The 15,930-nt window shown below is 39.9% G+C and carries 13 protein-coding genes; 5 read left to right on the top strand and 8 right to left on the bottom strand.

Going from position 1 to position 15,930, the window contains the following annotated elements; genetic code table 11:
* Positions 1-57: 57 nt before the first annotated feature.
* The 4 genes from U859_RS0105600 (at position 58) to U859_RS30285 (ending at position 3,984) form a co-directional block, all read left to right on the top strand.
* The gene (locus tag U859_RS0105600) at positions 58-954 is read left to right on the top strand and encodes a helix-turn-helix domain-containing protein (RefSeq protein WP_025142441.1); all 897 of its coding nucleotides are present in this window, start codon (positions 58-60) and stop codon (positions 952-954) included.
* Between the two features lie 247 nt (positions 955-1,201).
* The gene (locus U859_RS0105605; RefSeq protein ID WP_025142442.1) at positions 1,202-2,251 is read left to right on the top strand and encodes a serine hydrolase domain-containing protein; all 1,050 of its coding nucleotides are present in this window, start codon (positions 1,202-1,204) and stop codon (positions 2,249-2,251) included.
* 171 nt (positions 2,252-2,422) lie between these two features.
* Entirely contained in the window at positions 2,423-2,671 is a 249-nt protein-coding gene (locus U859_RS0105610) for a hypothetical protein (RefSeq protein ID WP_025142443.1), read from the top strand.
* Positions 2,672-3,084: 413 nt separating this feature from the next.
* Positions 3,085-3,984, top strand: a complete 900-nt coding sequence (locus U859_RS30285; RefSeq protein ID WP_205314369.1) for a hypothetical protein — start codon at positions 3,085-3,087, stop codon at positions 3,982-3,984.
* 67 nt (positions 3,985-4,051) lie between these two features.
* On the opposite strand, the gene U859_RS0105620 is transcribed toward U859_RS30285, so the two are convergent.
* The 8 genes from U859_RS0105620 to U859_RS0105655 all read right to left on the bottom strand — a co-directional run bounded on the left by U859_RS0105620 (position 4,052) and on the right by U859_RS0105655 (position 14,088).
* Positions 4,052-4,282 (bottom strand): hypothetical protein, encoded by a 231-nt coding sequence (locus U859_RS0105620; protein WP_025142445.1) that lies wholly within the window; start codon positions 4,280-4,282, stop codon positions 4,052-4,054.
* A gap of 175 nt (positions 4,283-4,457) precedes the next feature.
* Positions 4,458-5,441, bottom strand: a complete 984-nt coding sequence (locus U859_RS0105625; RefSeq protein ID WP_025142446.1) for a potassium channel beta subunit family protein — start codon at positions 5,439-5,441, stop codon at positions 4,458-4,460.
* Between the two features lie 110 nt (positions 5,442-5,551).
* Entirely contained in the window at positions 5,552-6,001 is a 450-nt protein-coding gene (locus U859_RS0105630) for a hypothetical protein (RefSeq protein WP_025142447.1), read from the bottom strand.
* Positions 5,994-6,560, bottom strand: a complete 567-nt coding sequence (locus U859_RS0105635; protein WP_025142448.1) for a hypothetical protein — start codon at positions 6,558-6,560, stop codon at positions 5,994-5,996. The genes U859_RS0105630 and U859_RS0105635 overlap by 8 nt, the downstream gene beginning before the upstream one ends.
* 116 nt (positions 6,561-6,676) lie before the next feature.
* A complete protein-coding gene (locus U859_RS0105640) occupies positions 6,677-7,174 on the bottom strand; it encodes a hypothetical protein (RefSeq protein ID WP_025142449.1) in 498 nt (165 codons plus the stop codon).
* Between the two features lie 218 nt (positions 7,175-7,392).
* Positions 7,393-8,649: a glycoside hydrolase family 28 protein gene (locus U859_RS0105645; protein ID WP_240183015.1), complete on the bottom strand. Its 1,257-nt coding sequence runs from the start codon at positions 8,647-8,649 to the stop codon at positions 7,393-7,395.
* 213 nt (positions 8,650-8,862) lie between these two features.
* Complete coding sequence (locus tag U859_RS0105650; protein WP_025142451.1) at positions 8,863-10,860, bottom strand: RagB/SusD family nutrient uptake outer membrane protein; 1,998 nt, start codon at positions 10,858-10,860, stop codon at positions 8,863-8,865.
* A gap of 21 nt (positions 10,861-10,881) precedes the next feature.
* Complete coding sequence (locus tag U859_RS0105655; RefSeq protein WP_025142452.1) at positions 10,882-14,088, bottom strand: SusC/RagA family TonB-linked outer membrane protein; 3,207 nt, start codon at positions 14,086-14,088, stop codon at positions 10,882-10,884.
* Between the two features lie 835 nt (positions 14,089-14,923).
* On the opposite strand from U859_RS0105655, the gene U859_RS0105660 reads away from it, so the two are divergent.
* Positions 14,924-15,925, top strand: coding sequence for a family 43 glycosylhydrolase (locus U859_RS0105660; protein WP_025142453.1), 1,002 nt, complete (start codon positions 14,924-14,926; stop codon positions 15,923-15,925).
* The last annotated feature ends 5 nt before the right edge of the window (positions 15,926-15,930 follow it).

The following is a 15,930-nucleotide window of genomic DNA, read 5'->3' on the forward strand; positions in this document are numbered from 1 at the left end:
ATGAGAACATGTAGTTGCGAATGTTTATTTTTGTATTAACAAAACAGTCAATTGATTATGGATACAATAGTGAGAATAGAAAGCGTTGACCAGTACAACAAAATGCGTGGTGTTGAAACCTTACATCCTTTAATTACTGTAATTGACCTGGCTAAAGCAAAGGCCATGCCTGCGCAAACCTTTAATTTTGGATTGTATGCAATATATTTGAAGGAACTGGAATGTGGAGAACTGAAATACGGGCGCAACAATTACGATTACCAGGAAGGAACACTTGTATTTGTAGGGCCTGGCCAGGTGCTTGGTGTCCAGCCAAAGGTTAAAACTTTTGAACCAAAGGGATGGGCATTGTTGTTTGATCCGGAACTCATTAAAGGTAGCTCCCTAGGAAGGCATATCCAGGAATATTCTTTCTTTTCTTATGATGTTAACGAAGCTTTACACCTTTCAGAAAAGGAAAAACAATTGGTGCTGGATTGTCTCTCCAAGATCCAGTATGAGTTATCTCAATCTATCGATAAACATAGCAAAACACTGATCGTAACCAATATTGAATTATTTTTAAACTACTGTATAAGGTTTTATGATCGCCAGTTTATCACCCGGGAGACCGCTCACCACGGAATCCTTGAAAAGTTTGAAAACCTGATCAACGAATATTTTTCATCTGATAAACCTCAATTACTGGGACTGCCTTCGGTGGGTTACTGCGCTGAGCAGTTAAACCTTTCGGCAAACTATTTTGGTGATTTAATCAAAAAAGATACTGGAAAATCAGCACAGGAATACATCCAGCTGAAACTGATGGACATTGCAAAGGAGAAAATGTTTGATACAAGCAAATCGGTTAGCGAGATTGCCTACGAACTTGGATTTAAATATCCACAGCATTTCAGTCGTTCGTTTAAACAACATGTGGGTTATTCACCCAACGAATATCGTTCTTTAAACTAGCTTAAGCTCGAAGAAAATAAAAGCATTTTTCATAAGATTTCACCAAAAGTGACGAAGCATCATTCTAGCTAAAATCCTCAATAATAATCAGCACACAGGCCGTTTCAATTGTTTTGAAGTGGCCTGTTTTAGTTTATCTCCTGATTTAGCGGTGATGATTGATCCAGATCTGAACATGGGCCTAATAAAAATAGATGGAGAATGTAACTAATAAACTTATACCATGTCTTAAAGACAAACAAAACCTATGAACAAGTATAAAAGTATTTTATTTATTTTTTTAATAGCCTTTTTAGCTGGAACCCGGACATTTGCACAGGATAATAAAGTGGCTTTAATTAATACTTTTATAGATAAAGCAAATCAATCAGGAGCTTTCAACGGAAATATATTAATTGCAGATGGTGGAAAAGTAATCATCAGAAAGTCCATCGGATATGCAGATGCATCAAAAAAGATTCCGCTTAACACGCAATACCGCTTCCATATTGGGTCTATAGCAAAAGAATTTGACGCAGTAGGTATCATGATGCTTCAGGAACAAGGCAAGCTTAACATACATGATAAAGTTTCCGTTTTTTTTCCTGAGCTTCCCCGTTGGGCCAGCACCATAAGCATTAAAAACCTATTGCAGTACACCAGTGGATTACCCGAAGTAAAATATAAAACCGTTCGCAGTGATGCAGATAACTGGAAAGACCTTCAATCCTTAGAAAAACTCGATTTCGATCCCGGAAGTCGCTATGCCTATAATAACAATAACACTTTTTTACGCAGGCGGATCATTGAGAAAGCAACTGGTATTTCCTTTAATCAATTTGTACAGCAGAATATGCTTAAAGTTGCAGGTATCGGAAATGGTATGGTTGATCCGGTAGACAGCGATCCACTAATAGCCAGATCATTTAACAATGAATTTAAGCAGGACGGCCTTGAAGTACCGATTTCGGGATGGACTTGTTTAAATATTGATGATTTTTACAAATGGTCGCAATGCATCAATAACTTTTGCCTGATTAAACCAGCATCCACTGCCGAAATTATTATTCCCTTTGCTGCAGATCAGCAATCTGGCCTTGGCGGCGGTGAAGTGAAAGGTAATAAGGTTATCACTCATACGCACGATGGTAGCGCCATACATTACCAGGCGCTATTAACAACAGACGCTTCCAAAGGCCGGACGATTATTATCCTCTCCAATCAAAGGCAGGGAAATGTTTATGAAATCGCCAACGCAATACAGGCAATTTTAGATAACAAACCTTATCAGGAATTACCCAAAATTGGCATAAAATAGATACTATTCAGGCTAACAAGGCAAATTGATTATGGCCTTTATCATGGTTTTCACCTCTCTGAGGAGATAAACTGATTTTAGAGTGATCAATAAAACTGGCTACACCCTGGCCAATATTCTTTAATGCACTGACATTTATTATATTTGAAGATCATAAAAAACGCAACTCATTTGAAAACGACCATATTAACTGAATTAAGCTTATCAGAACTCAGTGCCGAAAAGAAAAAACGCGGAGCACTGGTATCCTTTTATATTGCCATCCTTCTGGTGATGACGGTGGCAGGTATCATGATGACGGTAAGAAAAGGAACAAGCATATTCACTTTTTTACCATTTGTATTTTTGCCAATTTTCCTTTCCATCTACAAAGGATATGATGATGTAAAAAAAGAAATCAAGTCAAGGAACGATGCATAATTTCTCAGGATACCATTAAAAATCCTGAAACAGTAACATCGGTTAACCAACAAAAAAGGCTTTCCTTCCTACGGCCGGGATTGACTATAATCAGCACTAACAACATGAGTCATAATCTAAAAAAGTTTCTCTTAAAATCTGTTATCGTACTTGCGCTAATACACTTAGCTTACTTTATATACGGTTATTTTAAGTTTGCAGGCATAAGCAAAATTAATATTTACACAGAATTTTATCGTTTCAAATTTTACGACGACGTGTCTATTTCTCACTTCTTTGTAACCGGTATATTTTTACTGACAATTCTTATTTTACTGATCCGGAATCACTCCCGACAACAATACAACATCCGGAATCTGTTTAAAACCGGGGGTCTCCTACTTCCGATAGTCTTTTTGTCGTTAACCTTCTTTATGAGTTATAGTTTCGGGCTGAACGCTAAACTTAAGCAGGAATTATCTGAGAAAAACTTCAACACGGATAAAACCTTATTAAATGTTTTAAATCCTTTTTTATACCCTGGCTCTTCCTACAATTCAGAAACATTATTTAATGTGACCAATATCCTATATCCAAAACCTTATCCGGTAATTGAGGTAAAGGACACTGTTTTCTACGATTTGGCAGATAAGGAATCTTTTAGTCTGCAATCTGCATATTACAGTATTGACACTTTAAAAATGCTTACCTCAGGTTACGAAAAGTTAAAAAGTGCAACCAATGCTGCTTCAGAACTGTTCGGCTTTGATCAGAAAGAATTACAGAAAAGAATCATATTAAAAACCGTTAGAAAGGACAGCACTGAAATTATATTTAAAGGAGCTGAAGTCAATCCGCAATACGACGATAACATTTGTATTTTTCTCGAAAACAAGATGCTGATCAGTCCGGTTAACGATCAAACTGTAGCAAAACAACAGCGACAAAATGCGATAGAACGATATAAACTACTTTATAAGTTAAATAAAGATTCTCTTCTTCAGTCTTTTAAAAAGCTGGATACGCTATTGAAAAAATACAACATAGCATCTTCCATTAAGCCTGCAGCCCTCACCCAGGATGTTTTTCGTTTTCGGGATAAAGATCAGGATCAGCTGTACCAGATCAGGAATAACTTCGACCGGAATGCATTAATTGAAAAAATCAACACCCTGAACCGGCTGTTCTACCAACCCGGATATTTTCATTCCTCCATCAGAGAGATTTTCTTTATCGTGCTATTTTCAACCTGGCTTTTTGGATTCGTAATTTTTGTGATTGCAACTTTTATACGTAAACCGAAACAGCCGAAGCCCGACCCGATAAATCAATAAAATTCCATCGGCTAAACTGACAGGAAAAAACGGAATAGTTATTTAATAGGTGGCGCAAGAAGTATACTTATAACGCGCATACTTCAAATGCGCCATAACTCACCATTTCCGCATTGTGCGAAACCCGTAGATTCAGCTTAAGTTTTTCTATAATACCCTTCGCCGTTTCAATCGCATCATGGATATTGCTCACTCCCCTCACCTCGATACCCCTGCCCATCACTTTGAACTTATTCGGTTCAAACTTATCTACAAATTTCTGAAGGTCTTTTGATAATGTATTAATCGTGCTCATCATTTATATTTTCCATAACAATACCATTTGCCCATCATTTGTTTTACCTTTTTTCAAAATTCACACTCCTGAAAAAAACTGGCTTAACATTTTAAGTAGCGCATGAAACAACCGATATGCAAAAAGCACGATAGAATTTCCCTATCGTGCTTAAACAAATACTATATTGAATGAATGATTAAAACTGCGGCAGTTTAGGTTTTGTGCCCATAATTTCTTCAACCTGCTCTAAAACTTTTTCGGTTAACAGCGGCACTACCTCCAGGGCAGTTAAATTTTCTTTCAGCTGCGCTCCTTTGGAAGCACCAAGGATAACAGAACTTACATTCGGATTTTTAAGACACCAGGCAAGCGAAAATTTGGCCAATGAAACATTTAGTTGATCAGCAACTTCCTGCAGTTTTTCTACCTTCTTAAGCCTGTCTGCCTGCAACACATTATCTTTCAACCAACCCAGTTTTGCATTTGCCAAACGGGTATCCTTCACATCCCCTTTTGTATATTTCCCAGATAGCAAACCTGATGCTAAAGGCGACCATATGGTGGTACCCAAACCATGATCCCTGAAAAGCAACAGAAAGTCATCCTCAAGTTTTTTCCTTTCGAACAGGTTATATTGTGGCTGTTCCATCGCAGGCCCAACAAGACGGTAATCTTTTGCAACGCCAATGGCCTCTGTAATTTCAGCTGCACTCCATTCTGAGGTTCCCCAATATAGAATTTTACCCTGCTGGATCAAAGTATTCATTGCCAGCACTGTCTCTTCAATCGGCGTATTTTTATCGGGACGGTGACAAAAGTATAAATCCAGATAATCTACCCGAAGCCGTTTCAATGCGCCATGGCAGGCCTCTGTAACATGCTTACGCGAGAGCCCCATTTGATTTGGTCCTTTGTTTTCTGTACCAAAAAACACCTTGCTTGATACAACAAAGGATTCGCGTTCCCAACCCTGAGATTTAAGGATTTTCCCCATTACCATTTCCGATTTCCCCTCGGCATAACCTTCAGCATTGTCAAAAAAGTTGACGCCTGCATCATAGGCAATCCCCATTAACTCATCAGCAACCTTATCGCTGATCTGTGCACCAAAGGTAAGCCAGCTACCCAGCCCCAGCGCACTCACCTGTAAGCCCGATTTACCTAATCTTCTATATTCCATATGGATATTTTTTGATTCAAATTTAGTTTACCATAAACCAGTAAAGGGATAAAAATGTTTCATTTTGATCGCTTTTTACATTGATCTGAAAAAATTCAGGTTGAGCTTCTTTACTGCTTTCTCCGGATTTTGAAAACCATTTTTCTCAGTATTGCAAAACCATTGGTGAGTCTATGTTTTTTTGTTACAATAGGAAGGCTTAAAATGGCCAGTAATGAAATACAGGCTGAAATACCCAGTGCGCCCCCGTAACCGTTAAAAAACCGGCTCGTATTCAGAAAAATAACACAGAATACTGCGCCTGCCAAACCGATTAGCAGGTAACTGGATACCAGGCGGCCGGAAACCATTCCGATAAAGGATGAACCGATAAAAACCAGCGGTATATTTTTTACAAGGTAAGGATCAGTGATGTGGGGAAAAAAGTAAAAAAACAGTGCTACGCTAAGGGATAACATGGCAGACGAACGGACCGGCCCCTGCCCTAAGCCCTCACTCAGGTAGAAGGTAAGCATAGCGCCAAAAAAGCCTACCAGTAGCAATATTGACCCGTTAAGCATAGGAAGAAATTAGATAATAAATAAAAGAAGTAATCACTACACCTGCAAAGGCCAGTGTTCCCAGCTTGCCCCCAACCCCCGAAAAAAGGCTTTTAGAAACGATAATGAGTATTGCAGTAAAAAAACTGGCCGTAAGTACAAACAGGATATTGGGTGCAACTGCCGTGCTCGACATCCCGATAAATGCGCCACAGTAAACAGCTGCAGGCAGCTGCCGGAGATATTCAGAACTTTTTTTTAATAACGGGAGAAAAGAGCCCGCAAAACCAACGGCCGAAGCAGATATGACCGGTCCGAGGGATAGGTAATGATTCAGGTAAAAAGAGGTAACTGCGCCGATTGGGATCCAGCATACCACTAAAACATGTTCATACTGGTGTTCGTGATGATGCAGTTGGCCCCTTAAATAAGCTACAAGAATTAATGGGCAGATAACCAGTATCGAAATGACAGACCACCAGGACTGCAGGTGTTCACGAAAAATGGCAAATAAAAAAATGACCTGGATGGCTAAAAGGAATATAATCGAAATCTTTCTACTCAACTTTCTGATGCTCATGTAGCAAAACGGCGGGGCTTATTTTTGCAAAATTACTAAAAAAGGATTGATTTCAGTCCACGGACTCCATTAAGGCTAATCCTTTACCAGAATTAGGCATTCAGGAATGATACATTTTAAAAGCAAAGCGCATCTCCAAACTTTTTGGTAGCATATGCCTTATAAATATTATTTGCCCGCTGGATCTGGTCCTGAGATATATTTTCATCCTTCATCACTTTGCTTCCTTCCAATACGCGGTATGCCTGGCCGTCTTTGATATAGATCCGGTATTCTGTTTTGATGGTATCGCCCGCAGCCGGCCCACCTTCAATCATTTCAAAACAGAATATGGGCTTTCCTGCACGATAGAAATAACTGGTCGTCCATGATCCGTCACCAATCGATCCCGATTCGGTTATTTTAACAATGGTTTTACCCTCAAAAAAATAATTTACCTTTCCCTCTTCCACACATCCGGCCTTTTCATATTTATAATGCTGTTGACTCAGTTTAAGCGCGTTTATCCTGTTGTACTCCTTGCGTATGGCTGCTATAGTTACATCATTTTGCGCAAAGGCCTGTCCGCATAGCAAAAAAGAGAAAATGAACAATAGGTTTTTGTAAGGTTTCATAGGTTGAAATTGATTTGATGTTTTTAATTTCTGAAATTGTTATCGATGCAAATTTAATACCATGCAGTTCTTATTTCTCATTAAATGATCATTCCGTTTTTTTTCCCGCACTTTTATTACATATCCTGCAAAATAAAAAGGAATGTTGTTTTCATCTCTTTAAATACCTACATCTTTTCTAAATTAAAGAACGAACTTCTCAAACTAATCAGGATTGGCTAGTCTGACGTTCTAAATTTAACCAGATTTTCATTAATGTGTTTCTGGCCATCTATTGTATCTGCAGATATATTCTTAAATACAACGTTCTCAACAGGCAATGTTTTTTCCCCTTTAACATGTGATATAAATTTCACGTGCGCTGCTTTTACATTTTCAAGAAAAATATCTTTAATTGGTGTTAGTTTCACCTGAACAGTTGGCACAAGATTTTTCCACTGATATAATACGTCTGTCTCAATCCCCAGAATCCCCTGTTCAATATTTCCAGCGGTAATATTTCTTGCATATATGTTTTTCACATATCCTCCCATGCGCTCATTGGTTTTAATGAAAACCAGATGGTTAAGTTTAGCCCCATCAAGCACCTTGCAGTTCTCTACCAGCACGTTTTCTATCCCACCCGAAAGCTCACTTCCTATAGCCACCAATTGGTGACCATTCTTGACCGTGCAGTTTCTTATGATGATGTTTTTTGATGGTGTTTTCAATCGCCATCCCTCCGGATTCCGACCAGACTTTATCGCAATTGCATCGTCGCCCTGGTCAAAAAAACACTCTTCTATCAGTACATTCTGGCTCATTTCCGGATCTACCCCGTCATTATTGTGCCCATGAGCAAAAACATTTATCTTTCTGATCACAACATTCTTGCACAAATAGGGATGGATCGTCCAAAACGGACTGTTAGTGATCTTAATTCCATCTAACAGGACATTTTCACAACGATTGAACTGAATAAACTGAGGTCTGAGATTTGCGGTATCGTTAACCATTTGCCTTGCGGAAACAGGTTCATATGCCGAGGCGAGATTATAAAGACGCTTGATACTTTCCATATGAGCCTTTGGTCTTGCAAACCACTTTGACCATGTCCCCATCTGCGCCTTGATTTCCCCTTGACCACTTATACCTATATTTTTGCATTTATAGGCATATATCAGAGGGGAGTAATTAAGACACTCCATTCCTTCCCACGAGCTATTTACTGCGGGGAGATAATCTTTTGGGTCAGCAGAAAAAAGTAATGTTGCCCCTTTTTCCAAATGGAGATTTACATTACTCTTGAGATGGATTTTCCCCGTGAGCCATTCGCCCTGTGGTACCACAACAGTTCCCCCATTAATACTGTTTGCTTTGCTTATTGCACCGGCAATCGCCTGAGTGGTTCGGGCCATATCTCCTTTAACTGCCCCGAATGCTACAATGTTAAACTTTTCGCAACTGCTAAAATCCGGAACCGTAATTGGCGACATCTTAAAAGGTACCTTTAGGTATACCTTGCGGAGTTTTACCGTTGTTTTTTGAATGAAAGATACCAGGATAATGGACACCAGCATCAGGCAGATTGTTTGTCTCTTCACTTTTCTCTTAATTAGTGTAAATCGATCGGGGTTATAATAGTGGATTAATCCTTAAAAACATCACAATAGATTAATACCACTATTTTTTCAAAATATTTAACCGTTTTACCACCCTGGATTTTGCAAGGCCTGTTTTTGGGCAGATGTTAAAGGTTCTCCCCCAACTTTAAGTACGTCAAGAAAACTTTGAGGTATTGGCCGCAGATAGTGTTTGGTTGCAATCGGTTTAGCCTCCAGGTTAAATGCCGCCGTACGTGCCACCAAAGTTTTGGTACGCGCAAGATCTTCCCACCTCATCAATTCGCCCATCAGTTCTCTCGAACGCTCATCAAGGATAAAGGCTTTGAATTTATCTTCATTCGAACTTGCCCCGACTTTATCATAAAAATCTTTGCTGGAATTAAAAATATCAGCTTCACTGTTGAGGTGCATTGAAGACAATGTATTCGTAGTGGTTACAGGAATGTTGTTCGATTCAAAATAAGTGTTTCTATCAGAATATGAAACAATTGCTGAAGTTACCGCCGGATTTGTTTTATAAGCAATTCCTCCGTCAACATAAGAAGAACGGTCTTCGCCCTCCTTATAGGCTGCGCGATCTCTCACACTGTTCAGATAAGGAATGGCCTGGGCATATTGACCCAATCGTCCATACGCTTCTGCAGCAATCAGATAGGTTTCGGCAAGTCGGGCCAGAATTCCGTCACGCTGTCCGAACTGTGAGGCAACAAGGTTTCTGGAGCCATCCATAAATTTAGATAAAGCTACATATTGGTTCACAGTATAATTGCCATGGGCATTTAAATAGCTCTGCGGTTGCCCTGCAAAATACCTTACAAACATGGTTGGTTTACGGCGGGCAAGATCTGTTGACAGTGCGGGATCTGCACCAGGAACTATTGGGGTATACCTGGTGTCGCCTGCATTATTAACAATGTATAAAACCGCTTCCTCACCGACTGCAAATTTAGCTTGACCTTCCTGAGCCGGGGTTGGTGCACTGCCCTTAACCCATTTCGGGATGCTGGCAGCGTTATTGGCAACATAACGTGTTTTAAAACTTTTCCAGAATCTCGAGTCGTTAACACGGTCAAAAACATCCAAAGCATAATCAGTTGACCGCATGCGCTGAAATTCGCGGCCTCCTGCAATATCACGTATCATTCCAGGAAGGGTCTGATAAATTGACGGATAATACAGGTGGATCTGGTTGCCATACCTTCCCTGTGTTGCAGTGTTGTTGGAGAACTGGGCAGCAAGGATAATTTCCTTGTTGGTTTCGTTTGCACCATCAACAGTGGTAAAGTTCCAAAGATCACTATAATTAGTTGCCAGACTATGCTGGCCACTGCCAATTACCAGATCTGCATATTTAATGGCATTTTGCAGGTCAGCCGTTTTGGTGTCACCATTCCAGTCATTGTTCATTTCGCTTGCACGGAACAAGTATGCTTTCGCCAAAAAGTGCGCGGCTGCCCATTTGGTAATTCTTCCTCTTTCTGCAGCAACAGCGGGAAGCAGGTTATAAGCCTGTATAAAATCCTGAATAACCTGCTCGTAAACCTCTTTGGCCGAATTGCGTGTAAATTCATCCTTGATGGTTTCTAATGATTCCAGTTGCAGAGGTACACCTCCATATTGTTTTACCAGTTTAAAATAATCGAAAGCGCGCATAAAATAGCCCTCGCCCAGGCGGATGTCTTTATTGGCACCAGTGTAGTAAATGGGTACATTTTTAATTACAATATTTGCAGAGTTAATATTAGTGTACATGTTATCAAACACAGCCTGTACATCCGAGTTAAACGAATTTAAGGTTCCATCGTAAGAATTCCACATCTGCTCTGTCCTATCTCCGCCAACGGTAAACTCGTCTACGCCATAGTTGGTACTGGTATAGGCCCAGGTATAATTAAAATGGAATTTCAAACTCTGGTACATTCCGATAACCAAACCATCTAATCCTTCTGTTTTTTGAAAATCGGATGTATTTCGTGAGTTGATCACTTCTTCATCCAGGAAACTTTTTTTACAGGAAGTGGGAAGAATCATTAAGCCGCCTAACAAAACCACGCCCGATATTAAATTTATAATCTTTTTCATAATCAATATTTTTTTCACTCCTTAAAAACTTGCGTTAACACCTAATACAACACCTCTGTTAAAAGTAGAACCACCCAGATCCGGATCAATCCATTTAACCTTCGAATAGATCAGCCCCGGATTAATCATCTGTGCATAAATCCTTAATCTGGAAAGCGTTAATTTTTTTGTGATATTTTCAGCAAAATTATAGCCCAACGAAATGTTTCTGACTTTTACAAAAGAACCATCCTGATAGTTCATGGAACTTTTATACTGATCGCCGGCAGCACTGCCATAATTAGGGGCCGGGTAATCGTTTGTAGGGTTGCTTGGTGTCCAATAATCCAGTACACGTTGAGCAAAACGGCCCTGCAGTGATTCGGCACCCGTAGCAATAAGGAAATTATAGCGCGCAATGATGAACACAGAAAGATCAAAACCTTTGTAATTAAAGGTATTGGTAATGCCTCCACTCCAGCTCGGGGTATAACGCCCCAGTACCTGACGGTCGTTATTGGGATCAATTATATGGTCGCCGTTTAAATCTCTTATCTTGATACTTCCAGGCAAAAATATTTGCCCGTTATCTTTAAATTTGTCGAGCTCTATCTTGTCTTCAGGCGTATTCTGCCAGATACCATCTTTTACAAAATCGTAAGCAACATTAATTCCGTTTCCAATAAAGAAAAGGTCAGCAACCATATCCCCACCATTCAGTTTTACAATTTCATCTCTATTGGTTGAGAAATTAAGGGTAGATTCCCAGCTGAAATCTTTAGTTCTTACATTAACGGTATTTATAGTTAAATCGAGTCCCTTGTTTTTAGTCGAACCAATGTTATCATAAGAGGTAGGATAGCCGTTAATGATATTAATCTTTTTCAGCAAAATTAAATCTGTTGTTCTGGATTTATATAAATCTAATGAGCCACTGATTCTTCCTTTTAGAAGTTCGAAATCCACGCCAAAGTTATACTGCTGGGTTTTTTCCCAGCTTAACAGTTTATTAGGAAATGAGATCGGGTTTGCCAGAGATGCATCGGATGCAACATATCCTATCTGTGCAGCGCTCCCAAAAGTATAGGTTAAGGGTTGCAAAAGACCCAGTGTGCTACCAATATCTACAGCAGAATTACCTGTACTGCCCACACCCAGTCTTAATTTCAACTGACTTACCCACTTAATATTTTTCATAAATTCTTCCTGATCCATACGCCATGCCAAAGCTGCTGATGGGAAAAAATCCCATTTGTTGCCTTCGGCCAATTGCGAGGCCCCATCCGAACGTAAGGATGCCGTTAGCAGGTATTTATTATCAAAACTATAATTGATCCTGGCCATGTAAGATTCGAGGGTAGATTTTCTAAAATCGGTATCAAATCCATCTAAAGCGGTAATGCTTCCTGCCCTTAGTCCGTACCAAAGCGGTGCGATCAGATTTATTTTACTACCCGTTAGTGATGAGGACTCATCCTGGAACAGAGATGAACTCTGCAATAAGGTTACACCGAAATTGTGCTTGTTAATGGTTTTATCATAATATAATAAGTGATCGAGCGTATAAGCGAATTTATTGCTCTGGTTTAACTGTGCATAGTTGTTAACCGATCCCGGTATACCTGCATCGCGGTTTACAGATTTTGCATCCTGGTATTTTCCGTTATAAAAATTAGAAAAATCAGGACCAAAATTGATGCGGTATTTCAATCCCTTTAAAATGTTTACCTCAGCAAATGCCGACCCTAAGGTTCTCAATGTTTTGCGTAAATTGATATTATAATCAGCTTCCAGAATGGGGTTTTGGATGTTGATATCGCCACCAGGAAGATTGATCCTGTTTCCATTCGCATCGTAAGGGATAGCCATTGGAAGCATGCCGCGTGCCGCTGCGTAAATGTTACCCGCGCCCGAAGCACTGGCCGCAACGAAACCATAATTCTGTAAACTATAAGTTGCAGTGACGTTTAAGCCCATTTTAAACCACTTTACCGGATTAATCTCAACACTTAACTTACCGCTGTATCTTTCAAAATCCTGGCCCAATTGTGTACCTGTCTGGTTCAGATAGCCGAATGATCCGTAAGCTTTCATTTTATCCGTTCCGCCACTTACACTCAATACATGATCCTGCGTAATTCCGGTTCTGGTTACAAGATCGCCCCAATCGGTAGTCGGCACTAAACTTCCATCATAGCTGCCGTTTGCCCAGCCCTTTTCTATGTTTGCAAGAACATTGGGGTCACCGGCAAAAATTTCCCTGTCTTTTGCCAGCGTTGGAACGGTTGGATATTTTCTGCTGTCTGTAGATGGTAGTGCCCTAAATGCATCCCGGCGGAAATCGATATATTGTGCCGAATTCATCATTTCCATCCTGTCATTTAAAGTTTCGATGGTTGCAGTACCCACATAATCAAGTGTTAACCGCCCGGCTTTCCCTTTTTTTGTGGTTACCAGTACCACTCCGTTGGCACCTCGTGAACCATAAACAGCAGTGGCTGAGGCATCCTTTAAAACGTCGATATTTTCTATGTCATTAGGATTAATGGCATCAATTCCACCAGCTTGTAATGGGATACCGTCTACCACGAACAAAGGTGAATTACTGGCTTTTAACGACCTAAGACCACGGATTTTAATGTCTCCAACCTGACCCGGCCTCTCATTTGAGGTAATATCTACACCGGCAGCTTTACCCTGCATGGCCTGTAGTGCATTGGTTACAGGCCTCGATCTGATTTCTTTGGCGCCGATGCTGACTACTGCTCCGGTTAAATCACTTTTCTTTACTGTATTATAACCAACAACCACAACCTCTTCCAAATCATTTGTCGAACTTTTCAGTTGAATGGTTATTGTCGTTTTTCCGGTTACAGGTATTTCCTGTGTGTTGTATCCAACGTAGGAAACCACCAAAACCGGGTTGCTCACCGTTGATGGAATAGTAACTGAAAAAGCACCATTAACATCAGTTGATGCCACGATCGTGGTACCCTTAATTTTGACACTCACACCGACCAGCGTTTCGCCTTTTTCATCAACAATTTTTCCTTTAATACTAACATCCCGTTTGCTCAGGGAGATGTTTGGAGTTGCTTTAGAAAGTAATGCCTCGCGGATAAATGAATCTGCACTTGCCGTGTTCACAACACATAGTAAGCTCAATGCAGAAATTCCTTTGATCAGGATTTTTTTGTACGAAAAGACTTTACGTGGGTTGAGGTTTTCTGGATAAAAATTAAGATCCATAGTTTTATTGGTTATGTAAATATTTGGTTATTTAGCCATATAGCATATTTCATGAAATCTGCTATATGTTTGGGCGAACATATTATTGGGCAATCAACATCATGTTATGTGGATGAATTACCCATTTTATGATAATAAATAATTAGTTTAATAAGGTATATTTTTGATGCCGTGTGTTTCCGATGCATAAACTTATGCCGTGTCGGTATAACATATCTCAAAATAGCTATCCTTGCAGGCTTTGGTTTTTAATGCTCATATGGAAAGATTTAATTAGTATTTATATTTGGTCATACGAGATTAGCGGTTTTAATTTATTAATCCGTCCTGCTCCATCCTGCAATGGGTTGCATTGTTAAAATATGGCGCAGTATTACGGTCTCCGCCGACTGCCCGAAAAGAATATTTTGCTTGTTTGATTATCTCTATTTAATGGTTATAAAGATTAAGAGACCAAGAGGAAACCGAAAAAAAGATTATTTCCTAAACAGTATGTTGGATTTTTGAAAGCAAACCGATTAAACTCAATCGAGCTGGCTTATGCAGTCAGAAAAAACTAATTTAAATCTACCTTTTTGAGCCCCTAATCGCGGGGATAATCTACAGGTATTGGATTTGTTACTCCCGATATGCGGTTGAACATCTGTAATTTCAATCGTTTGAATTTGTTTTAAAGCCATTTGCAGGGTTATTAAATCAATTGATACAGGATAGCACAGGACGGCTTTTTTAAATTTAAATGTTAACCTCGTTTAACATTTAACCAAATATTTCCCTTTTAAAATGGCGCTCAATCCACTGGTATGGAAAAGATCCCATGATGATCAATTTTGAGATGAAAAAAATCCTGCTTGCCTGTTTGATGCTGTTTTCGGTATATACTTTTGCTCAAAAAAGCAATAAGGCGCTGCCTGTTCCAAAACCCTTATTCAGCGACGCTATTTATGATGGCGCTGCCGATCCTGTGGTGATCTGGAACAAAGGGGAAAAGAAGTGGTTTATGTTTTATACCAACCGGCGGGCCAATGTTAAAAACCTCGATGGCGTAAGTTGGGTGCATGGCACACGTATCGGTATTGCCGAATCAAAAGATGGGGTAAAATGGAAATACCGCGATACCTGCGACATCCAATACCGGTTAACTGATTATACGCATTGGGCACCAGAAGTAATCGAAAATAAAGGGATCTACCACATGTATTTAACTTATGTGCCCGGCGTTTTTAAAGATTGGCGCCACCCACGCTATATTGTTCATCTCACCAGCAAAAACCTCATCAGCTGGAAATTCGAATCCAAATTAAACCTCGCCTCCGATCGCTGCATTGATGCCTGCGTATTTAAACTCCCCGATAATACAGGCTGGCGGATGTATTACAACAACGAAATGGCTGGCAAATCGATCTATTACGCCGATAGTAAAGACCTCTATAACTGGGAAGATAAAAACACAAAACTGATCGGCGATAAAGGCTGCGAAGGGCCAAAAGTTTTCTATTGGAAAAACACTTATTGGATGATTGTAGACAACTGGAACGGCCTGGGTATTTATTCTTCAACCGATCTGTTAACGTGGAAACGCCAACCCAAAAACATTTTACGGGAGCCTGGTAAAGGAACTGATGACGGGGTAATGGGCGGACATGCCGATGTGGTGGTAAACGGCGATAAAGCCTACATTTATTATTTTACCCACCCCGGAAGAACACCCGAAAACAAAGGTACTGACAATGCAATTACCAGAAGAAGTGTGATCCAGCTGGCAGAACTGGAATATCTGAACGGCGAAATCACCTGCAACCGCGATAAACCCTCATTCATCAGCTTAAAACCCTAACCAAA

It is taken from the genome of Pedobacter jeongneungensis (assembly GCF_000633455.1).
Taxonomy (GTDB): Bacteria; Bacteroidota; Bacteroidia; order Sphingobacteriales; family Sphingobacteriaceae; genus Pedobacter; species Pedobacter jeongneungensis_A.

Bases quoted from the DNA above. Each gene is read 5' to 3' on its own strand.
- U859_RS0105620 (WP_025142445.1), bottom strand. From the start codon at position 4,282: ATGATGAGCACGATTAATACATTATCAAAAGACCTTCAGAAATTTGTA.
- U859_RS0105640 (WP_025142449.1), bottom strand. From the start codon at position 7,174: ATGAAACCTTACAAAAACCTATTGTTCATTTTCTCTTTTTTGCTATGC.
- U859_RS0105630 (WP_025142447.1), bottom strand. From the start codon at position 6,001: ATGCTTAACGGGTCAATATTGCTACTGGTAGGCTTTTTTGGCGCTATG.
- U859_RS0105650 (WP_025142451.1), bottom strand. From the start codon at position 10,860: ATGAAAAAGATTATAAATTTAATATCGGGCGTGGTTTTGTTAGGCGGC.
- U859_RS0105635 (WP_025142448.1), bottom strand. From the start codon at position 6,560: ATGAGCATCAGAAAGTTGAGTAGAAAGATTTCGATTATATTCCTTTTA.
- U859_RS0105645 (WP_240183015.1), bottom strand. From the start codon at position 8,649: ATGTCGCCAATTACGGTTCCGGATTTTAGCAGTTGCGAAAAGTTTAAC.
- U859_RS0105625 (WP_025142446.1), bottom strand. From the start codon at position 5,441: ATGGAATATAGAAGATTAGGTAAATCGGGCTTACAGGTGAGTGCGCTG.
- U859_RS0105600 (WP_025142441.1), top strand. From the start codon at position 58: ATGGATACAATAGTGAGAATAGAAAGCGTTGACCAGTACAACAAAATG.
- U859_RS0105655 (WP_025142452.1), bottom strand. From the start codon at position 14,088: ATGGATCTTAATTTTTATCCAGAAAACCTCAACCCACGTAAAGTCTTT.
- U859_RS30285 (WP_205314369.1), top strand. From the start codon at position 3,085: ATGAGTTATAGTTTCGGGCTGAACGCTAAACTTAAGCAGGAATTATCT.
- U859_RS0105605 (WP_025142442.1), top strand. From the start codon at position 1,202: ATGAACAAGTATAAAAGTATTTTATTTATTTTTTTAATAGCCTTTTTA.
- U859_RS0105660 (WP_025142453.1), top strand. From the start codon at position 14,924: ATGAAAAAAATCCTGCTTGCCTGTTTGATGCTGTTTTCGGTATATACT.